At 61.7% G+C, this 18363-nt stretch carries 18 protein-coding genes; 9 read left to right on the forward strand and 9 right to left on the reverse strand.

Annotated elements, in window-relative coordinates; translation table 11 throughout:
• The first annotated feature begins 2 nt into the window (after window positions 1-2).
• The 4 genes from AAC077_RS03245 to AAC077_RS03260 all read left to right on the forward strand — a co-directional run bounded on the left by AAC077_RS03245 (window position 3) and on the right by AAC077_RS03260 (window position 7528).
• Window positions 3-1343 (forward strand): sigma-54 dependent transcriptional regulator, encoded by a 1341-nt coding sequence (locus AAC077_RS03245; RefSeq protein WP_339766497.1) that lies wholly within the window; start codon window positions 3-5, stop codon window positions 1341-1343.
• 505 nt (window positions 1344-1848) lie between these two features.
• The gene (locus tag AAC077_RS03250; protein ID WP_339766498.1) at window positions 1849-4716 is read left to right on the forward strand and encodes an Rne/Rng family ribonuclease; all 2868 of its coding nucleotides are present in this window, start codon (window positions 1849-1851) and stop codon (window positions 4714-4716) included.
• Window positions 4717-4999: 283 nt separating this feature from the next.
• Complete coding sequence (locus tag AAC077_RS03255) at window positions 5000-6259, forward strand: SulP family inorganic anion transporter (RefSeq protein WP_339766499.1); 1260 nt, start codon at window positions 5000-5002, stop codon at window positions 6257-6259.
• A gap of 60 nt (window positions 6260-6319) precedes the next feature.
• Entirely contained in the window at window positions 6320-7528 is a 1209-nt protein-coding gene (locus AAC077_RS03260; protein WP_339766500.1) for an MFS transporter, read from the forward strand.
• Here AAC077_RS03260 and AAC077_RS03265 read toward each other — a convergent pair.
• Window positions 7525-7758 (reverse strand): sulfurtransferase TusA family protein, encoded by a 234-nt coding sequence (locus AAC077_RS03265; RefSeq protein WP_339766501.1) that lies wholly within the window; start codon window positions 7756-7758, stop codon window positions 7525-7527. The genes AAC077_RS03260 and AAC077_RS03265 overlap by 4 nt on opposite strands.
• A 93-nt stretch (window positions 7759-7851) precedes the next feature.
• On the opposite strand from AAC077_RS03265, the gene AAC077_RS03270 reads away from it, so the two are divergent.
• From AAC077_RS03270 to AAC077_RS03285, 4 genes are all read left to right on the forward strand, one after another.
• Complete coding sequence (locus AAC077_RS03270) at window positions 7852-8604, forward strand: cytochrome c biogenesis protein CcdA (protein ID WP_339766502.1); 753 nt, start codon at window positions 7852-7854, stop codon at window positions 8602-8604.
• A 51-nt stretch (window positions 8605-8655) separates the two neighbouring features.
• Window positions 8656-9924, forward strand: a complete 1269-nt coding sequence (locus AAC077_RS03275) for a hypothetical protein (RefSeq protein ID WP_339766503.1) — start codon at window positions 8656-8658, stop codon at window positions 9922-9924.
• Entirely contained in the window at window positions 9921-11273 is a 1353-nt protein-coding gene (locus AAC077_RS03280) for a cytochrome P450 (RefSeq protein ID WP_339766504.1), read from the forward strand. The genes AAC077_RS03275 and AAC077_RS03280 overlap by 4 nt, the downstream gene beginning before the upstream one ends.
• Before the next feature lie 83 nt (window positions 11274-11356).
• Window positions 11357-12247 carry a fructose bisphosphate aldolase gene (locus AAC077_RS03285; RefSeq protein ID WP_339766505.1) on the forward strand — a complete coding sequence of 297 codons (891 nt, stop codon included), beginning with the start codon at window positions 11357-11359 and terminating at the stop codon, window positions 12245-12247.
• Between the two features lie 51 nt (window positions 12248-12298).
• On the opposite strand, the gene AAC077_RS03290 is transcribed toward AAC077_RS03285, so the two are convergent.
• From AAC077_RS03290 to fumC, 4 genes are read right to left on the reverse strand one after another with little or no spacing between them, the layout of a single operon-like run.
• Complete coding sequence (locus AAC077_RS03290) at window positions 12299-12535, reverse strand: N-(5'-phosphoribosyl)anthranilate isomerase (protein ID WP_339766506.1); 237 nt, start codon at window positions 12533-12535, stop codon at window positions 12299-12301.
• A 23-nt stretch (window positions 12536-12558) separates the two neighbouring features.
• Window positions 12559-12777, reverse strand: coding sequence for a ribbon-helix-helix domain-containing protein (locus AAC077_RS03295; RefSeq protein ID WP_339766507.1), 219 nt, complete (start codon window positions 12775-12777; stop codon window positions 12559-12561).
• Window positions 12774-12950, reverse strand: coding sequence for a DUF4169 family protein (locus AAC077_RS03300; protein ID WP_339766508.1), 177 nt, complete (start codon window positions 12948-12950; stop codon window positions 12774-12776). The genes AAC077_RS03295 and AAC077_RS03300 overlap by 4 nt, the downstream gene beginning before the upstream one ends.
• 4 nt (window positions 12951-12954) lie before the next feature.
• The gene (gene fumC / locus AAC077_RS03305) at window positions 12955-14346 is read right to left on the reverse strand and encodes a class II fumarate hydratase (protein ID WP_339766509.1); all 1392 of its coding nucleotides are present in this window, start codon (window positions 14344-14346) and stop codon (window positions 12955-12957) included.
• A 235-nt stretch (window positions 14347-14581) separates the two neighbouring features.
• Here fumC and AAC077_RS03310 point away from each other — a divergent pair, with 235 nt between their 5' ends.
• Window positions 14582-15151 carry a hypothetical protein gene (locus AAC077_RS03310; protein ID WP_339766510.1) on the forward strand — a complete coding sequence of 190 codons (570 nt, stop codon included), beginning with the start codon at window positions 14582-14584 and terminating at the stop codon, window positions 15149-15151.
• Window positions 15152-15154: 3 nt separating this feature from the next.
• Here the strand turns inward: AAC077_RS03310 and AAC077_RS03315 are convergent, their stop codons facing one another.
• The 4 genes from AAC077_RS03315 to AAC077_RS03330 form a co-directional block, all read right to left on the reverse strand.
• On the reverse strand, window positions 15155-15577 hold the full coding sequence (locus tag AAC077_RS03315; protein ID WP_339766511.1) for an NUDIX hydrolase: 423 nt from the start codon (window positions 15575-15577) through the stop codon (window positions 15155-15157).
• 20 nt (window positions 15578-15597) lie between these two features.
• Window positions 15598-16110, reverse strand: a complete 513-nt coding sequence (locus AAC077_RS03320) for a ClpXP protease specificity-enhancing factor SspB (protein WP_339766512.1) — start codon at window positions 16108-16110, stop codon at window positions 15598-15600.
• 78 nt (window positions 16111-16188) lie between these two features.
• Window positions 16189-17430, reverse strand: coding sequence for a chromate efflux transporter (gene chrA / locus AAC077_RS03325; RefSeq protein ID WP_339766513.1), 1242 nt, complete (start codon window positions 17428-17430; stop codon window positions 16189-16191).
• The gene (locus AAC077_RS03330; protein ID WP_339766514.1) at window positions 17427-18242 is read right to left on the reverse strand and encodes a sulfurtransferase/chromate resistance protein; all 816 of its coding nucleotides are present in this window, start codon (window positions 18240-18242) and stop codon (window positions 17427-17429) included. Before AAC077_RS03330 ends, chrA begins: the two co-directional genes overlap by 4 nt.
• Between the last annotated feature and the right edge of the window lie 121 nt (window positions 18243-18363).

Consider the following 18363-nt stretch of genomic DNA (forward strand, 5'->3'; position numbering starts at 1 on the left):
GAATGACCCAAGCCATGAAGATCGCGATTGTCGATGACGAACAAGATATGCGGCAGTCCATCAGCCAGTGGCTGGCGCTGTCAGGATATGACACCGAAACCTTCGCCTGCGCCGAAGACGCGTTGAAGGTGCTGGGGCCGGATTATCCCGGCATCGTGATTTCGGACATCAAGATGCCCGGCATGGACGGAATGCAGTTTTTGAAGAAACTGATGGGCAACGACAGCGCGCTGCCTGTGATCATGATCACCGGCCACGGCGATGTGCCGATGGCGGTTGAGGCAATGCGCGTCGGTGCGTTCGATTTTCTTGAAAAGCCGTTCAACCCCGACCGCATGAGCGAGCTGGCCAAGAAGGCCACAGGCGCGCGCCGTCTGGTGATGGACAACCGCGCCCTGCGTCGTGAGCTGTCGGATGGCAGCCAGTTGATGAAAAAGCTGATCGGTCAAAGCCCGGTGATGGACCGGCTGCGCGAAGACATCCTTGATCTGGGGCAGGCCGACGGCCACGTCCTGATCGACGGCGAAACCGGCACCGGCAAGACGCTGGTGGCCCACGCGCTTCATGCCGTTGGCAGCCGCGCGGGCAAGAAATTCGTGCTGGTCAGCTGCTCCGCACTGGAAGAGGATGCGCTGACCAAACGCCTGTTTGGCCCGATGCAGCCCGAAGACGCGCAACTGCCCGCCATCGAAGAGGCCCGCGGCGGCACGCTGGTGCTGGAAGACATTGAGGCGCTGAGCGAACCGCTGCAAGCGCGTCTGCTGAGTGCGATCAACGATCAGGGCACGCCGGCCGAAACCCGCATTGTCGGCATCTGCAACATGCAGGAAGCGGGCCGCACCTGCGAGGACGCGCTGCGCCCTGACCTGTTCTACCGCCTGGCCGCCCTGCGCATCACTGTGCCACCGCTGCGCCAGCGCGGCGAGGACATCCTGACGCTGTTCACCCGCCTGAGCGAACAGTTCGCCGATGAATACGGCTGCGAAGCCCCGAACGTCAGCGCCCAAGAGGCCGCGCAGCTTTTGCAGGCCCCTTGGCCGGGCAACGTGCGCCAGTTGATCAACATCGCTGAACGCGCGGTGCTGCAATCGCGGCGCGGAACCGGCACCATCGCGTCGCTGCTGATGTCCGATCACGAGGAAATGCAACCGGTGATGACCACCGAGGGCAAGCCGCTGAAAGAATACGTCGAGGCGTTTGAACGGATGCTGATCGACAACACCATGCGCCGACACAAGGGCTCGATTGCCAGCGTGATGGACGAGCTGTGCCTGCCACGCCGGACGCTGAACGAGAAAATGGCCAAATACGGCCTGCAACGGTCCGACTATCTTCAGAATTGATCTGCGCTGCTGCAATTTCGCGCAGAACGGTTTCAACCATATGGTGCAGTGGCCCCGCAGGCCGCTGCACCGTTGCGTTTGGCCCCTTGAAACGACGATTGCAGCGCGCCTGCCGCAGTTAGCGATTGTAATACTGATGTGAAACGCATTATCTAAAGGGTAGGACTTTGACGTTATCCACACGTCGGACCTGATGAGAGTTTCGCTGTGACAGCGTTTGGTGGCCAAAACGCCCCGACCTGAAACAGACCGATTGGGCCGGAAACGGCCGTGAGATGCCGGCGGTATGGTCAACATATGCGCAGCTTTTGAATGGATGCGCAGGACCAAACGTCACTGCGTGTCGGAGAAGAAACGCGATGACACGCGCACATGCCATGAGCAGGACAGCAGCAGGCCCCAGAGGCCGGTGCTGCCGCGCGTCGCTATTCGCCTTAAATAGACACGTCTCCAGAACCGCCGCACCCCCGGGTGATGTGGCGCTGCGCACGTGCAAACGGACAATATGCCAAAGAAAATGCTTATCGATGCCACCCACGCCGAGGAAACGCGCGTTGTTGTGGTCGACGGAAACAAAGTTGAGGAATTCGATTTTGAATCTGAAAACAAACGCCAGCTTGCTGGCAACATCTATCTCGCCAAGGTAACGCGGGTTGAACCGTCGCTTCAGGCGGCGTTCGTAGATTACGGCGGCAACCGCCACGGCTTCCTTGCGTTCTCGGAAATCCATCCCGATTACTACCAGATCCCCGTCGCCGACCGCGAGGCGCTGATGGAGGAAGAACGCGCGCTGGCCGAAGCGCAGCGCGCCAAGGATGAAGACGACGACAAGCCCAAGCGCTCGTCGTCGCGGTCGCGTTCGCGCAGCCGGTCCTCGACCAAGGCGGAAGAGACATCCAGCGATGACGCCGTGACATCTTCGGATGAAGTGGGCGGCATGGAAACCATCGACCTGTCAGAGGGCGATGATGGCGTGGACGAAGGGTCTTCGCCCATGGAAACCGTGCGCGAAACGCCGGTGGAAACGCCTGCGGCGGACGATGATCACGATCACGACGACGAAGACGTGGCCGCCGACGCCGCCGACAAGGATGACAGCATCGAATCCGTCGCCGACGAGGACGACAGCGACGACATTCGCCCGGTCCGCAAACCGCGCGCCAAACGTTACAAGATTCAGGAAGTGATCAAGGTCCGTCAGATCCTGCTGGTTCAGGTCGTCAAGGAAGAGCGCGGCAACAAGGGTGCGGCGCTGACCACATATCTGTCGCTGGCCGGTCGCTATTGCGTCCTGATGCCCAACACGGCCCGAGGGGGCGGCATCAGCCGCAAGATCACCAATGCCGTGGACCGCAAGAAGCTGAAAGAGATCGCCAACGAAATCGAAGTGCCCCGTGGCGCCGGCCTGATCGTGCGCACCGCCGGTGCCAAACGCACCAAGGCCGAGATCAAGCGCGATTACGAATACCTGCAACGGATGTGGGAACAGATCCGCGAGCTGACGCTGAAATCCATTGCGCCCGCGAAGATCTACGAAGAGGGCGACCTGATCAAACGGTCGATCCGCGATCTGTACAACCGTGACATCGACGAGGTGTTTGTCGAGGGCGAGCGTGGCTACCGCATCGCCAAGGACTTCATGAAGATGATCATGCCGTCCCACGCCAAGAACGTGAAACGCTACGAAGACAGCCTGCCGCTGTTTGCCCGCTATCAGGTCGAAAGCTATCTGGCCGGCATGTTCAACCCCACGGTGCAACTGCCGTCGGGTGGTTATATCGTGATCGGTGTGACCGAAGCGCTGGTGGCCATCGACGTCAACTCTGGCCGTGCGACCAAGGAAGGCTCGATCGAGCAGACCGCGACCAAGACCAACCTTGAGGCCGCCGCCGAAGTGGCGCGCCAGTTGCGTCTGCGCGACCTTGCGGGCCTGATCGTCATCGACTTTATCGACATGGACGAGCGCAAGAACAACGCCGCCGTCGAAAAGATGATGAAGGACAAGCTGAAAACCGACCGCGCGCGCATTCAGGTGGGCCGCATCTCGGGCTTTGGCCTGATGGAAATGTCGCGTCAGCGTCTGCGCCCCGGCATGATCGAGGCGACAACGCAGCCGTGTCAGGCGTGCCACGGCACCGGTCTGATCCGGTCGGACGACAACCTTGCGCTGTCGATCCTGCGTCAGATCGAGGAAGAGGGCACCCGCCGCCGGTCGCGCGAAGTGCTGGTGAAATGCCCGGTTGGCATCTCGAACTTCCTGATGAACCAGAAACGCGAACATATCGCGCAGATCGAAGTGCGCTATGGTCTGTCGGTGCGCATCGAGGGTGATCCCACGTTGATCAGCCCCGATTTCAACATCGAAAAGTTCAAGACCGCCACGCGCGTCGTGACGGCGGCCACCCATGTGGTGTCTGTCGATACATCCATCATGGACCAGATCGACGAAGCAGACGCCCGCGCCGCCGAGGCGGCCGAAGCGGCGGACATCGCAGCCGAAGCCGCGCAAGAGGCCAAGGCAGCTGAGCCTGCACCCCAGTCGCATCCTGCGGCGGAAGTCGGCGAAGACGGTGAACCCAAACCCAAACGGCGTCGTCGGCGTCGTCGGCGGCGGAGCAAGTCGTCCACCGGCGAGGATCAGAACGGCGAGAACGGTCGTGATGATGACGATCAGGACGACGGCAATACCGATGCGTCTGCGGATACATCGCAGCCCGAGGCCACAACCGATGCCGCGCCCGCCGAGGACAAGCCGAAGCCAAGCCGCAGCCGGTCGCGTTCTTCGACCAAGAAGACCGAAACCACTGGTGATGATGCCGAGGCCACAGATGCGGACGCAGATGCAGCGGCCAAGCCCAAGGTGACGCGCACCCGGTCGACACGCACGGCGTCGACCACGGCCAAGACGACAACCGCCAAGGCTTCTACGGCAAAAACAACCAAGGCCAAGGCCGCGGACGTTGCCGAAGAGGGCACCGCCGAGGCCGCGACGCCCAAGCCCAAGCGCACGCGCGTTTCGGCCAAGGCAAAGGCAGAAGCCGCGGCCAAAGCCGAAGCCGAAGCCGCTGCACAGGCACCGGTTGAAGCTGACGCACCTGCTCAGGCACCTGTCGAGGCCGACGCACCCGTCGAAGCGAAAGCGGATGTTGCTGCTGTGGCAGAGACGCCGGCGCCTCAAGAGGAGGCACCCGCAGCAAAGGTTGAGACGCCCGAGCCAGTGGCCGCCGAACCCGCACCCGAGCCGAAGGCAGAAGAGCCCAAGCCCGAGCCCGCGCCGGTGGAACCGAAAACCGAACCTGCGGCTGAGGCACCTGCAAACGAAGACGCCCCCGCCAAGCCAAAGCGCAAAGGCTGGTGGTCCCTGGGCGGCTAAGTCTGGTTTCATGATCTGATAAAGGGGCGTGGCCATCCGGCTGCGCCCCTTTATCGTCGCTGACAGACAGCGCAGGGCATGGCGGCCCCCAAAGCAACCTGCCCGATCTTGTGCGCATCAGCCAAAGCATCATTTCCATGCGTAGGACGCGGAAAATGTGCAGCGGTTTGAAAGGATCTATTCGGCTTTGTCGGTATTGCCATGAAACAGCGCGCGTCATTGCCGCAGCGAGATAGCGACATGGCATCTTGTAACTCTGGTTTCGCAGGCGTTAGCTGACGCCATGAAACCCAAAATTCTGACGACTCTGGCCACCTATGACCGCCAACAGTTCACCGCTGATCTGATCGCGGGGATCACGGTGGCGATGATCGCGCTTCCGCTCAGTCTGGCCATTGCCATCGCTTCGGGCGCGGGGCCGGAAAAGGGGCTGATCACGGCCATTGTCGCGGGCTTTTTGATTTCGGCACTGGGCGGCAGTCGCGTGCAGATCGGCGGGCCGACGGGGGCGTTTATCGTCGTGGTCTTTGGGATCATCGCCGAACACGGCTATGACGGGCTGGTTCTGGCGACCTTTATGGCCGGGATCATCATGTTGATCGCCGGTTACCTCAAGGCCGGCAATCTGGTCGCCTATGTGCCCGAGCCTGTGATCAACGGGTTTACCATCGGCATCGGGATCATCATCGCCACCAGCCAGTTGAAGGACCTGTTCGGGCTGAACACGGCGCAGGTGCCGGCCGAGTTTGTCGCCAAGCTGGAAACCCTTTGGGCTGCACGAGACACCACCAGCGTGGTAGCCTTGGGGATCGGACTGGCGACGATGGTTCTGATCGTGGTGCTGCGCCGAATGGCACCGCGCTTTCCGGGGTTAATCGTGGCCGTCGGGATAACGTCGGTGCTGGTGGCGATGGCCGCCTTGCCGGTCGATACGATCTTTTCACGCTTTGGCGCGTTGCCCAGCACCTTGCCCATGCCTGCGCTGCCCGAGATCAGCATGGCGCGTGTGGTCGAGCTGTTGCCTTCTGCCTTTGTCATTGCCTTTCTTGCGGGGATTGAATCGCTGCTGTCGGCCATGGTTGCCGACCGGATGATTGACGGACACCACCGCCCCAACGCGGAAATTCTGGCACAGGGCTTTGCCAATATCGGCTCCTCGCTGTTTGGCGGCCTGCCTGCCACGGGGGCCATCGCGCGCACCGCAACAAACGTGCGGGCCGGAGGCCGGACGCCGGTGGCAGGGATCGTGCACGCGCTGACGATCCTGCTGGTGATGCTGCTTCTTGCCCCGCTGGCGGGGTATCTGGCCATGCCGGCACTTGCGGGCCTGCTGATCCTGACCGCGTGGAACATGACCGAGCCGCACCGCTGGCGTGGCTATATGCAGGCGCAGGTCTCTGATCGGGTTCTGCTGCTGCTGACACTGGTGCTGACGGTCTTTGCCGATCTGACGATTGCCATCGGGGTGGGGGTCACGGTGGGCCTTGCCCTGCGATTGCGCAGTCAGGGGCGGCGGGACAATTGGACGCCACGTGACAGATAGGTGCACCGGTCGTGATGTGTTAGGCAGCGCACGAAACATCCCATTCAAGGCAGTCCACCGATGACATCACCCGTTCCGCAACCGCAATACCGTTGGGTGATCGTCACAGCCTCGGCCCTGATCCTGGCCATCTCGATGGGGGCAATCGTCAACGGCATGTCGGCATTCATCGTGCCCATGCAGGACCAGTTCGGATGGGCGCGCGGCCAGATCGCGCTGATCAACTTTGCGGGCATCATGGGACTGGCCTTTGGCGGATTGTTCATGGGCCCGTTGTCTGACCGCAAAGGCACGCGGCCCGTGGTGATCTTTGGCGTGACGGTGCTGGGGCTGTGCTATCTGGCGGCGTCGTTGATGTCGGCACTGTGGCAGTTCTATCTGCTGTTCTTTGTTGCCGGCTTTTTCGGCGCTGCCGCGATTTTTCCGCCTGTGATGGCCGCTGTCGGCAACTGGTTTTTCGTGGGCGCCGGGATGGCCATCGGGATCGCGTCGGCGGGACAGGCCCTGGGGCAGGGCGGGGTGCCGTTTGTGTCGTCCTTTCTGATCAAATCTTTTGGCATCAGCGGGGCGTTTGGCGTCACGGGTGTGTTCATGCTGGCGACGATGCTGCCCCTGAGCCTGTTGCTGCGCCAGCCACCTGCCGCAAACGACGCACAGCGCATGGCAAGTGCTGCCGAGGAAAACACCCTTGTGCCCACCAACACCGTGATCGTGACCATGAGTGCCGCGATCATCCTGTGCTGCACCTGCATGTCGACACCGCTGATGCATCTGGTGCCGCTGATTCAGGACCGTGGATTTGCCGCATCGGAAGCCGGCAGCGTGATTTTTGTGATGCTCCTGGTTGCCATCGTGGGGCGTCTTGCGTTTGGAAAACTGGCGGATGTGATCGGCGCTCTGCCCGCCTATATGACTGCGACCGCGTGGATGACGGCGATGGTGTTCGGGTTCATCTATATCGACACCCTTGCCACGTTTTACGTCTACGCGATCATCTACGGATTTGGCTATGCGGGCGTCATGACCGGCGTTCTGGTGTCGTTGCGCATGCTGACACCGCCATCGCGGCGCGCGTCGGCCTTGGGGATCGTCACGATGTTCGGCTGGTTCGGCCACGCCATTGGCGGCTATCAGGGCGGGGCGCTGTATGATCTGACGGGCAATTACACGGCGGCCTATGCCGTGGCGGCGGTGGCCGGTGTGCTGAACCTGATCATCGTCAGCACATTGTTGCGCAAGACACGTCGTGCGCAGGTGGTGGCGGCCTAGCGTCCCTTGCGGATGACATAGACCTGAACGGCGCTGTCCACATCCGATGATACCAGTTCATGCCCCGCCTCGGCGCAGAAATGCGGCATGTCGATCACGGCGGCCGGATCATCCGCCTGTACGGTCAGCGTGTCGCCCACGGCCAGCGGTTGCAGGCGTTTGCGCGCCTTCAGGACGGGCAGCGGGCACAGCAGCCCGGTGGCGTCCAGCGTATAAGGATCATCAGTCATACCCTTGATTTAGGCGGGTTGTTTCAACCTGTCCACAAGGTTGTGACCAAAGGCCGCGTGACGGCGCGGCGGCAATGGCCTATGTCCAAAATCATGTATGGAATAGAGATCATCGACGCAGCCTTGCTGCCCGCACTGCTGGTTGCCTTTGTCGCTGGCGGCATGAGCTTTCTCAGCCCCTGTGTGCTGCCGATCGTGCCACCCTATCTGGCTTATATGAGCGGCGTGACCCTGAACGAGATGGACAGCGATGCAACGGGGCGCAGGCGGGCCGTGGTGGCGGCGCTGTTCTTTGTGATGGGGCTGAGCACGGTGTTCTTGCTGCTGGGCTTTACCGCGTCGGCCTTTGGCGCGTTTTTCCTGCAAAACCAGGCGCTGTTTTCCAAGATTTCCGGCGTTGTCGTCATCATCTTTGGCCTGCATTTCCTGAACGTCTTCCGCATTCCGTTTCTGGACCAAGAGGCGCGGCTGGATGTGGGCGACCGTGGCGGATCGTCCTTTGGCGCCTATGTGCTGGGGTTGGCCTTTGCCTTTGGCTGGACGCCCTGCATCGGTCCGCAGCTGGGCGCGATCCTGTCGCTGGCGGCGTCCGAGGCTTCGGTGGCGCGGGGCACGGTGTTGCTGGGTGTATACGCGGCAGGCCTGGGTATACCGTTCCTGCTGGCCGCGATGTTCATCACCCGCGCCATGGGCCTGATGAACCGGATCAAACGTCACATGGCGCTGATCGAACGGATCATGGGCGTGCTGCTGGTCGTCGTCGGGCTGGCGCTGGTCACCGGCGCGTTCACTTGGTTCAGCTTCTGGCTGTTGGAAACCTTTCCGGTTCTCAGCACTTTAGGCTGACGCCTGCGCAAAACCTGTCTAGACTGCGGCTCAAAGCAGGACGCAGGCCCGATGCAGGAACAGCAAGACACAGTGACCAGACGCCGGGTGTTCTACATTCCGGGCTACGACCCCATTCACCCGCGCCGCTACCGCGAGCTGTACCGCAAGGAAGGCAGCGCACAGGCGGCGATCAGCGGCTATGAGATCGGACTGAAACCGCGCAAGTTCAACGGCAACTATGGCTGGCATGTGGATGCGGTGATTGACGGGGTGGATGTGGATGCCGATGTTGAAGTGCTGGTCTGGTCCGACATCGTGCGCGACAGCATGGCGACGTCGATCCCCGCGACCTATCTGCAACTGATCCGCACCGCGTGGGTCTATATCGCCACCGGCGCGCTGGGGCGGCTGATGCGGCTGCGCAAGGGGCCGATCATTGCGGCATTGTATCCGGTGGGCATGTTGCTGGTGCAATTGCTGCTGGCGATTCTGCTGGCATGGGCCGTGTTCACATGGGGCTTTCGCGCGATGGACTGGGCGATGCAGGCGGCCATGGGGCCGCATATGCTGGGGCCGCTGTTCGGGCTGCGGCTGATCCTGTGGGGGGCGCTGGCCCTTGGGGCGGCGGTCTGGTTGATGCGCTGGTTCAAGAAACAGGATGGCAAGTTTTTCGCCTATTACCTGATGCACGACTATGCGTTTTCCGCCGCCTCGCGCGGGGCGAACCCGCTGGCACTTGAGACGCGTATGGCCACCTTTGCCGACAGCATCGCAACCGCCCTGCAATCGGACGTGGACGAGGTGTTGGTCGTTGGCCATTCCTCGGGTGCGCATCTGGCGGTGTCGATCCTGTCGGACCTGATCCGCGCGGGCAGGGTGCCCGCAACCGGCCCCGCGTTGGCGTTTCTGTCGCTGGGGCAGGTGGTGCCGATGGTGTCGTTCCTGCCCGATGCGCACCGGCTGCGTGGCGATCTGCGGTTTCTCAGCATGTCGGACGCGCTGACATGGGTCGACGTGACCGCCCCGGGCGACGGCTGCGCCTTTGCCCTGTGCGATCCGGTGGCTGTGTCGGGCGTGGCGCCCGAAGGGCAACGCTGGCCACTGGTGCTGTCAGCGGCCTTTACCCAGACGCTGAGCGCCGCGCGCTGGAAGGAGCTGCGCTGGCGGTTCTTCCGGCTGCATTTCCAGTATCTGTGTGCCTTTGACCGACCCGGCGACTATGATTATTTCCAGATCACCGCAGGCCCGCAGTTGCTGTCCGACCGATATGCAGGCCGCGCCCCGTCGAAATCACGCATCGTGGCGGCGGTGTCGAAATACACCACTGTGGCCGCATGACCCAACCGCCCAAGCCCCCAAGCCGTCCCGACAAAGTGTCGCTGTGGCGCTATGTGCGCCTGTTCCGGCGTGACCTGCTGTCGGCGCAGCCCGCGCGCCTGTACCGCGCATGGATGGCTGAATTTCGCACGCCGTTTTTCCGGTCGTATCTGCTGAACCAACCCGATCTGGTCGATCTGGTGCTGAAGGAACGCCCCGACGATTTCCCCAAATCCGACCGCATCAGCGAAGGGCTGCGCCCGCTGCTGGGCAATTCTGTGTTTTTGACCAATGGCGAGACTTGGAAACGCCAGCGCCGCATCATCGACCCCGCGTTTGAGGGCGGCCGCCTGCGTGACACCTTTGCCGCCATGTGGGACGCCGCCGAGGCTGCGGCCACGCGTTTGGATACGCGCGCAGGCCAAGTGGTCGAGATCGAGGCCGAGACCAGCCACGCCGCTGCCGACGTGATCTTTCGCACGCTGTTTTCGATTCCCATCGAACACGAGGTCGCCACAGAGGTCTTTGACGAATTCCGCCGCTACCAGCGTGGCCAGCCAATCCTGAACCTGGCCGCCTTTATCCCGTTGCCGCGCTGGATGCCGCGTCTGCACCGCAAATCCACCCGCGCCAGTGCTGCGCGCATCCGTGATCTGATCACACGGCTGACCCGCGACCGGATGGATGCGATTGCCGCGGGCACGGCCCCGGATGATCTGGCGACCAAGATCATGACCACCGCCGATCCGCACACGGGCCAGACGTTCGACACCGAAGAGATGGTGGATCAGGTGGCAATCTTCTTTCTTGCAGGTCACGAAACCAGTGCCTCGGCGCTGGCGTGGGCGCTGTATCTGATGGCGCTGTATCCGGACTGCCAGGACAGGCTGGCCGCCGAGGCGCAGGTGCTGGACGGCCCTGATTTCGCGGTCATGTCCAAACTGCGCCTGTCGCGCGACGTGTTCCGCGAAACGTTGCGCCTGTATCCGCCCGTGCCGATGATGGTGCGCGAGGCGGCGTGCCCCGAACACTTCCGCGACCGTGATGTGCCCAAGGGCAGCCAGTTGGTCCTGAGCCCGTGGCACCTGCACCGGCACGAACGGCTGTGGGACCGCCCCGATGATTTCGATCCAGACCGCTGGCACACCGAGAATGGCAAGGCCTGCGCGCGCAGCGCTTACATGCCGTTTTCCGCAGGCGCGCGGGTGTGCACCGGTGCAGGCTTTGCCATGGTCGAGGGGCCGCTGATCCTGTCGCGCATCCTGCGCGATTTCCGCGTGACCCTGACCGATGCACCGCCGCCTGTGCCGGTTGCCCACCTGACCGTGCGCTCGGATCGGGGCATTCCGCTGATGCTGACCCGCCGCTGACCGCTTGTTTGCGCTATCACATTCTAAGCCGCGTCCAGATGCGGTAACACGTCCCAAAGAATCAAATGAATTCGGAGTTTCCCATGACCAAGACCTCAGACCAACACGCACAAATGCACACAGGCGCGGGCTTTATCGCCGCGCTGGACCAATCGGGCGGCTCGACGCCAAAGGCGCTGGGGCTGTATGGCGTGGATGCCAATGACTATGACGGCGAAGAGGCGATGTTCGCCGAAGTGCAGAAAATGCGCGAACGGATCATTCTGGCCGACGACTTCAGCGGCAAAAAGGTGATCGGCGCGATCCTGTTTGAACGCACCATGACGGAAAGCATCAACGGCAAGAAGGTCCCTGATTATCTGTGGGAGAATTGTAACGTGGTGCCCTTTCTGAAGATCGACAAAGGGCTGGAAGAAGAAAACGATGGCGTCCAGTTGATGAAGCCGATGCCGGATCTGGACGCCACGCTGCAAGCGGCTGCCAAAGCCGGTATTTTCGGGACCAAGGAACGTTCGGTCATCCACATCGCTTATGCCGACGGGATCGAACAGGTCGTGGCACAGCAATTTGAGGTGGCCCGTCAGGTCATCGCCGCCGGTCTGGTGCCGATCATTGAGCCCGAGGTGAACATTCATTCCGAGACCAAGGCTGCCGCCGAGGACATCTTGAAAGAGGTGATCTTGAAGCATCTGGACACGCTGGCCGATGATCAAAACGTGATGCTGAAGCTGACCATCCCGGATGCTGCGGGTCTGTACGACGACCTGGCGGATCACGCGCGTGTTGTGCGGGTTGTGGCCTTGTCAGGCGGGTACAGCACCGATGTGGCATGCGAAAAGCTGAGCCAGAACACCAAGATGATCGCCAGCTTCAGCCGTGCACTGACCGAAGGGTTGCAGCGGTCGATGTCTGATGCCGAATTCAACAAGGCCTTGGGCACCAACATCGACAAGATTTACCACGCGTCGATCTGAAACGGAAAATGCCGCGGCATTTTCCATTAGGTTTTTCAGTCTGAAAAACCTTTAAAACAGGACGCGGATCGGTTCATTGTTGCAAAAAACGATGAATTGACCCGCGTTTTCGATGGCATGATAGCCGCGACGCTCCACTTCCCGCAAAAAGGCATCGCGGCCCACGTAACGCTCGATGTCACGGATCTTGCGACGGATGACCGCGCCCCGGCGGGCCGCCTGTGTGCTGAAAATTTCCAGCACATACCGGTCGGGACTAAAGGGACCGTGGGGGTGAAACTCTGACATGCCGTCAGATCAGCAGACTGTGGTTAACGCCCGGTTAATTCGTGGAACACAAACAGCCGGATCGACGAGGCCAGCCCCACATCCGGGTCGCGCGCATCGTCAATCTCTGCCGCCAGTGCATTGATCGGCTGGCCCCGATCTGCGGCAATATCACGAAACGCCCGCCAAAACGCATCTTCCAGTGACACAGATGTGCGGTGCCCGTGCAAGGTCAGCGACCGTTTGACAGGCCGCCCGCTCATGGGGTGCGTTTGTGGTTGTCCAGCGCGCGCGCGGCCCTGTCGGCCTGTTTGCGCGCGCTGTCTTTTTGCGCCTTGGTGCGCCCGAACTTTACCGCATTTTCATCGGCCCGCGCGGATTTCTCGGCGCGGGCTTTGGCCTTGCGGGCCTTGTTCAGGTTCACCGGCGTGACCATAGGCTTACTTCGGCCCGATCATGTTTTCAGGGCGCACCACGCGGTCGAATTCTTCCGCATCGACAAAGCCCAGCGCAATCGCTTCTTCTTTCAGCGTCGTGCCGTTCTTGTGCGCGGTCTTGGCGACCTTGGTGGCGTTGTCATAGCCGATTGTGGGGGCCAATGCCGTGACCAGCATCAGCGATTCCTTCATCAGCTTGTCGATCCGCGCGGTGTTTGCCTGCGTGCCGACCACCATGTTGTCGGTAAAGCTGCCGGCCGCGTCGCCCAGCAATTGCATCGACTGAATCACGTTGTAGCTCATCATCGGGTTATAGACGTTCAGCTCGAAATGGCCTTGGCTGCCGGCAAAGCCCACGGCGGCGTCATTGCCCATCACATGCGCGCAGACCATCGTCAGCGCTTCGGCCTGTGTCGGATTCACCTTGCCTGGCATGATCGAAGATCCCGGCTCGTTCTCCGGCAGGATCAGCTCGCCCAGACCCGAGCGCGGGCCCGAACCCAGCAAGCGCATGTCGTTGGCGATCTTGAACAGCGATGCCGCTACGGTTTTCAGCGCGCCCGAGAACATGACCATCGCGTCATGGGCGGCCAGTGCCTCGAACTTGTTGGGGGCTGTGACAAAGGGCAGGTCGGTGATTGCGGCAATCTCGGATGCAACCTTCTCGGCAAAGCCCTTGCGGGTGTTCAGACCGGTGCCCACAGCGGTGCCGCCCTGCGCCAGCTCGTAGATGTCGGGCAGACAGGCCTCGACCCGGGCAATGCCCTTGGCGACCTGATGGGCGTAGCCGCCGAATTCCTGACCCAGTGTCAGTGGCGTGGCATCCTGCGTGTGGGTGCGGCCGATCTTGATGATGTCCTTGAACTCATCCGATTTAGCCGCCAGTGCGGCGTGCAGCTTGCGCAGGCCCGGCAACAGCGTGTCGCGCGCCACCATGCCGATGGCCACATGCATCGCGGTCGGGAACGTATCGTTCGACGACTGGCCCATGTTGCAGTGATCGTTGGGGTGCACGGGTGTCTTCGACCCCATCTCGCCGCCCATGATCTCGATCGCGCGGTTCGAGATGACCTCGTTTGCGTTCATGTTCGACTGGGTGCCTGATCCGGTCTGCCAGACGACCAGCGGAAAGTTGTCATCGAACTTGCCGTCAATCACCTCTTGCGCCGCCTGGTCGATGGCGGGGGCCAGACCCGCGTCCAGATCACCGAATTCCAGGTTCACCGCCGCACAGGCCTTTTTGATCACGCCCAGCGCGCGCACGATGGCGACGGGCTGTTTTTCCCAACCGATGGGAAAGTTCATGATCGAGCGTTGCGTCTGCGCGCCCCAATATTTGTCCGAAGGGACCTCAAGAGGGCCGAAGCTGTCGGTTTCGGTGCGGGTTTGGGACATGAATAGGCTCCGGGCTTGTGAAATGTCACGCAGGGTGTACCGCCATGGCCGCGCTGGTGCAATTGGGCAATGGACCTGTTAGCGGCTGACTTGCACGGCATTGTGTGCATCGCGCCTTGCGAAGCTGACGGAATAGGGGCGAATAGGGCGCATCACCTGTGGCAGCCTGCCCGCAGGTGACTATATATGAGCCAGGGGCACGTGAAATGGCGCGCCCCGCCTGAAAGGACAGACCATGACGCGCAGCGCCACTTTTCATTCCTTCACCATCGCGCGCCTGCACATGCTGGCGGCCCTGACGGTTCTGGCGCTGCTGTCGCTTGGCCAACCTGCACAGGCGGACATCAGCCGCTTTGTCGGGTCCTACAAAGGGTCCGCCGATGTGCTGTCTGCGGATGGCACGGTGCAACCGCGCGACATGAGCATGGAAATCGGCGCAACGGACAAAGGGTTTACCGTGCGCTGGACGTCGACCCGCACGCGCGAAAACGGCACGGAAAATTCAAAATCCTATTCAATCCGGTTTGTCCCCAGCGAACGCAAGGGCATCTATGCCGCTGCCATGGGCCGCAACGTGTTTGGCCATGATGTGCAATTGGACCCGATGCAGGGCGAACCTTACGTCTGGGCGCGGCTGAGCGGTGACACGCTGTCGGTCTATTCGCTTTATGTCACGGACGAGGGCGGCTACGAGATCCAGCAATATGACCGCACGTTGGTGGCCGAAGGGCTGCGGCTTAAATTCCAACGGCTGCGCAATGGCACGCCGCTGCGGTCGGTCACCACGGTGTTAAAGCGGCAATAATGTTTACGTAAAACCACCCATGGCCTTGCGCACAACATCGTCGACATGCTGGCTGGTGGCAAGCTGGCGGTTCAGAACGTCGTCCACAGGCACCCATTGTGCATCGCTGACATCGTCGTTGGCCACGGGGTCGCCGCCGACATAGGTGCACAGCACGGCGGCCAGAAGAAAATGAAACTGCACGTGGCCGTCAGTATCTTTGACGATCACGTCGATGTTGGTCAGATATCCTGTCGCGCGCCCGGTCACGCCGGTTTCTTCGCTCAATTCACGCACCGCCGCATCCAGTGCGGTTTCGCCCAGATCGACATGCCCGCCGGGAAAGCCCCACAGCCCTGCATCGGGTTCGTTCCGGCGCCGGACCAGCAACACGTGATCGCCGCGGATCACCACGGCCAGAGCGGCCAGCTTGGGGGCAGTCAGCATGGCATCACCCATTCCAGCGCCTAGTGCTTGCGGAAACTGTCCAGCGACACCACGTCGGCGTCTTTCTTGCCGGGTGTCTTCTTGGCGTCGGTGTGATCGGTATGCGCGACAGGCGCAGGCACGACCTCGTGCTTGTCCTGTTCGGGGGTCTTCACCACCAGATCGTCACTGTCGGTTGTATCCTGGCTTTCAAAGCGCAGGCCGAATTCGACCGATGGGTCCACAAAGGTCTTGATCGCGTCATAGGGGATATACAGCGGCTCTGGCGCGTCGCCAAAGTTCAGGGTGATCGAAAACCCGTCATCGGTCACTTCCAGCTTGTCGTACCAGTGCTGCATCACGACGGTCATTTCGCCGGGATAGCGGTCGGACAGCCAGTCGGCCAGCTCGGCGTCGGGGTGGCTGGTGTCGAAGGTGATAAAGAAATGATGCGCTCCGGGCAGACCGTTGTCTGCCACGTCCTGCAAGACCTTGCGGATCAAACCCCGCATCGCGTCATGCATCAGATTGCCATAGTCAATGTTTCGGCCCATGCGCGTGTCTTATCTTCCCTGTCGTTCGTTGAGGGTAATCATATAAGTTTTGCGACCAAGCGAAAGGGGTGTCCAGTATTATCCGCCGATCACGCCCACAAGCAGACCGGCGGTCGCGGTGATCGCCAGCGTTGCGGGCAGGCTGCTGCGCCGCCACAACAGCAAAGCGGCGGCCAAAGCGGTCAGCGCCAGCGCCGTCAGATCCAGGCTGGACAGGTCGGGCAGGGGCATCGCGCCCATAGTGTGCACGGTTTCGAACAGAACATGCAGGGCGAACCAGACCGACAGGTTCAGGATCACACCGACCACGGCCGCGGTGATCGCCCGAAGGGCGGCGGCCAGACGCGGACGGGCCGACAGGGTGTCAAGGTAAGGGCCTGCAAGGAAAATCCACAGGAAGCAGGGGGTGAAGGTCACCCACAGCGCCAATAGCCCTGCCAGAATCGCCATGCCGACACCGCCTTGGGCAAAGCCGGCCAGAAGCGCCACGAATTCAGTTACCAGAATCAGCGGCCCCGGCGTGGTTTCAGCCAACCCCAGCGCGTCGATCATCTGGCCTGTGTCGATCCAGCCGAACTCCTGCACCACGGTTTGCGTCATATAGGCCAGCACGGCATATGCGCCGCCAAAGGTGACAACGGCCAGTTTGGAAAAGAACAGGCCCAGATGCAGCAGGAAATCCTGATCCAGCGCCCAGACCAGAGCCAGTGGTGCAGCCCACAGCAAGCCCCAGATCAATAAAGTTCTTAAGGGCTTGCTGTTGGCGTGCGGCACCGCAGGTGTGGCGACTGCATCGGCCCGCCACGCCCCGAACAGCCCCGCGCCAAGGATCAACAGCGGGTAAGGCACGCCAAAGGCAAACAGACCCACGAACGCCAGCCCCGCCATAATCCAGGCCGCAGGACCAATTAACGCTTTGCGACTGACCCGCAGCAGCGCCTGAACCACCACCACGATCACGGCGGCCTTGATGCCCAGAAACGCGGCCTGCACCAGCGGCAGCGCGCCAAACTGCAAATACCCCAGGGCCAGCGCCAGGATCACCACGGCGCCCGGCACCACGAACAGCAATCCGCCCAGCAGACCGCCCGCAACCCCGCGCAGACGCCAGCCTGCGTAGGTGGCCAGTTGCATCGCCTCGGGTCCGGGCAGCAACATGCACAGCGACAGCGCGCGCAGGTAATCCTGTTCGCTCAGCCATTTGTGGCGTTCGACCAGTTCGGAATGCATCAGGGCGATCTGTGCCGCAGGGCCGCCGAAACTCAGCAGACCGATGCGTCCGAACACGCGGGTCATTTCCGACCAGGAGGGCGTGCTCATGTGCTGCGTCCAACTGGCCAGTCATGGCCTTCGTCGGCACCGTCGCGCGCCCAGCGGTATAGCGCATCGTACAGAACCATGCCGGCCTCAAGCTGGGCCAGATCATCGCGGTATTGTCGTGACAAGCCGACGGAAATCGCCAGCAAACCGGCCGCCTGGGGGCTGTTCGCACGGGTGTTGGTGTCGGCCGCGCGTATCACGGTCGACAACTGGTCAAGCGCAGGTGTGCGCAACCGGAATTCGTCCAGCATCGTGTCAAAGGTGCATTTTTCGCCGCGGTGCGACCAGAATATGTCCTCCACATCAAAAGGCGTCGCGCCAAAGCGCTCGGCCACTCCGGCAACCTCTGACGGCGACACAAACAGGAAACGTGCGTGCGGATCGACAAAACGGCGGATCAGCCAGGGGCAGGCGATCCGGTCGATCTTGGGGCGGTGGCGTGTCACCCAAAGGGTTGCACCGTCAATCAGTGGCGGCAGGGCAGCGGCGGGAATGCGCGGCGCGTCGGCTAGGGCGCGCCAGCCATACATGCCGCCTGCCAGATATTCGGCCTGAATGCCGTCCGCGCGCAACCAAGCGGCCAGACCCTGGCTGAGCTTGATACCCTTTTGGCAGACAAGCACGCAGGCGCGCCCCGCCACACACGCTTTCAGCCCTTGCGGATCGGTGTGGGGATGACGAAACGATCCGGGCACCAAGAACGGATCGTCGGCAAAGTCGGGATCAATGGAAATATCAACGATAACAGGCGCATCTGGTGTTCCGATCAGGCGCAACAGTTGTGGAACGGTGATTTCGTTAGGGGCAGCCATGATGTGCATCCTTTGATAAAAAACAGGATGCGATACTTGGGCCATAGCCTCACGGGGCAATCGCAAACCCCATGGGCAATTGTTCACGGAATTGACCGCGCAAGTCAAGCACGTGAAGCGC

The sequence above is a fragment of the uncultured Pseudosulfitobacter sp. genome (genome assembly GCF_963976325.1).
Classification (GTDB): Bacteria; Pseudomonadota; Alphaproteobacteria; order Rhodobacterales; family Rhodobacteraceae; genus Pseudosulfitobacter.

Bases quoted from the DNA above. Each gene is read 5' to 3' on its own strand.
- AAC077_RS03245 (WP_339766497.1), top strand. From the start codon at position 3: ATGACCCAAGCCATGAAGATCGCGATTGTCGATGACGAACAAGATATG.
- AAC077_RS03250 (WP_339766498.1), top strand. From the start codon at position 1,849: ATGCCAAAGAAAATGCTTATCGATGCCACCCACGCCGAGGAAACGCGC.
- AAC077_RS03255 (WP_339766499.1), top strand. From the start codon at position 5,000: ATGAAACCCAAAATTCTGACGACTCTGGCCACCTATGACCGCCAACAG.
- AAC077_RS03260 (WP_339766500.1), top strand. From the start codon at position 6,320: ATGACATCACCCGTTCCGCAACCGCAATACCGTTGGGTGATCGTCACA.
- AAC077_RS03265 (WP_339766501.1), bottom strand. From the start codon at position 7,758: ATGACTGATGATCCTTATACGCTGGACGCCACCGGGCTGCTGTGCCCG.
- AAC077_RS03270 (WP_339766502.1), top strand. From the start codon at position 7,852: ATGTATGGAATAGAGATCATCGACGCAGCCTTGCTGCCCGCACTGCTG.
- AAC077_RS03275 (WP_339766503.1), top strand. From the start codon at position 8,656: ATGCAGGAACAGCAAGACACAGTGACCAGACGCCGGGTGTTCTACATT.
- AAC077_RS03280 (WP_339766504.1), top strand. From the start codon at position 9,921: ATGACCCAACCGCCCAAGCCCCCAAGCCGTCCCGACAAAGTGTCGCTG.
- AAC077_RS03285 (WP_339766505.1), top strand. From the start codon at position 11,357: ATGACCAAGACCTCAGACCAACACGCACAAATGCACACAGGCGCGGGC.
- AAC077_RS03290 (WP_339766506.1), bottom strand. From the start codon at position 12,535: ATGTCAGAGTTTCACCCCCACGGTCCCTTTAGTCCCGACCGGTATGTG.
- AAC077_RS03295 (WP_339766507.1), bottom strand. From the start codon at position 12,777: ATGAGCGGGCGGCCTGTCAAACGGTCGCTGACCTTGCACGGGCACCGC.
- AAC077_RS03300 (WP_339766508.1), bottom strand. From the start codon at position 12,950: ATGGTCACGCCGGTGAACCTGAACAAGGCCCGCAAGGCCAAAGCCCGC.
- fumC (WP_339766509.1), bottom strand. From the start codon at position 14,346: ATGTCCCAAACCCGCACCGAAACCGACAGCTTCGGCCCTCTTGAGGTC.
- AAC077_RS03310 (WP_339766510.1), top strand. From the start codon at position 14,582: ATGACGCGCAGCGCCACTTTTCATTCCTTCACCATCGCGCGCCTGCAC.
- AAC077_RS03315 (WP_339766511.1), bottom strand. From the start codon at position 15,577: ATGCTGACTGCCCCCAAGCTGGCCGCTCTGGCCGTGGTGATCCGCGGC.
- AAC077_RS03320 (WP_339766512.1), bottom strand. From the start codon at position 16,110: ATGGGCCGAAACATTGACTATGGCAATCTGATGCATGACGCGATGCGG.
- chrA (WP_339766513.1), bottom strand. From the start codon at position 17,430: ATGAGCACGCCCTCCTGGTCGGAAATGACCCGCGTGTTCGGACGCATC.
- AAC077_RS03330 (WP_339766514.1), bottom strand. From the start codon at position 18,242: ATGGCTGCCCCTAACGAAATCACCGTTCCACAACTGTTGCGCCTGATC.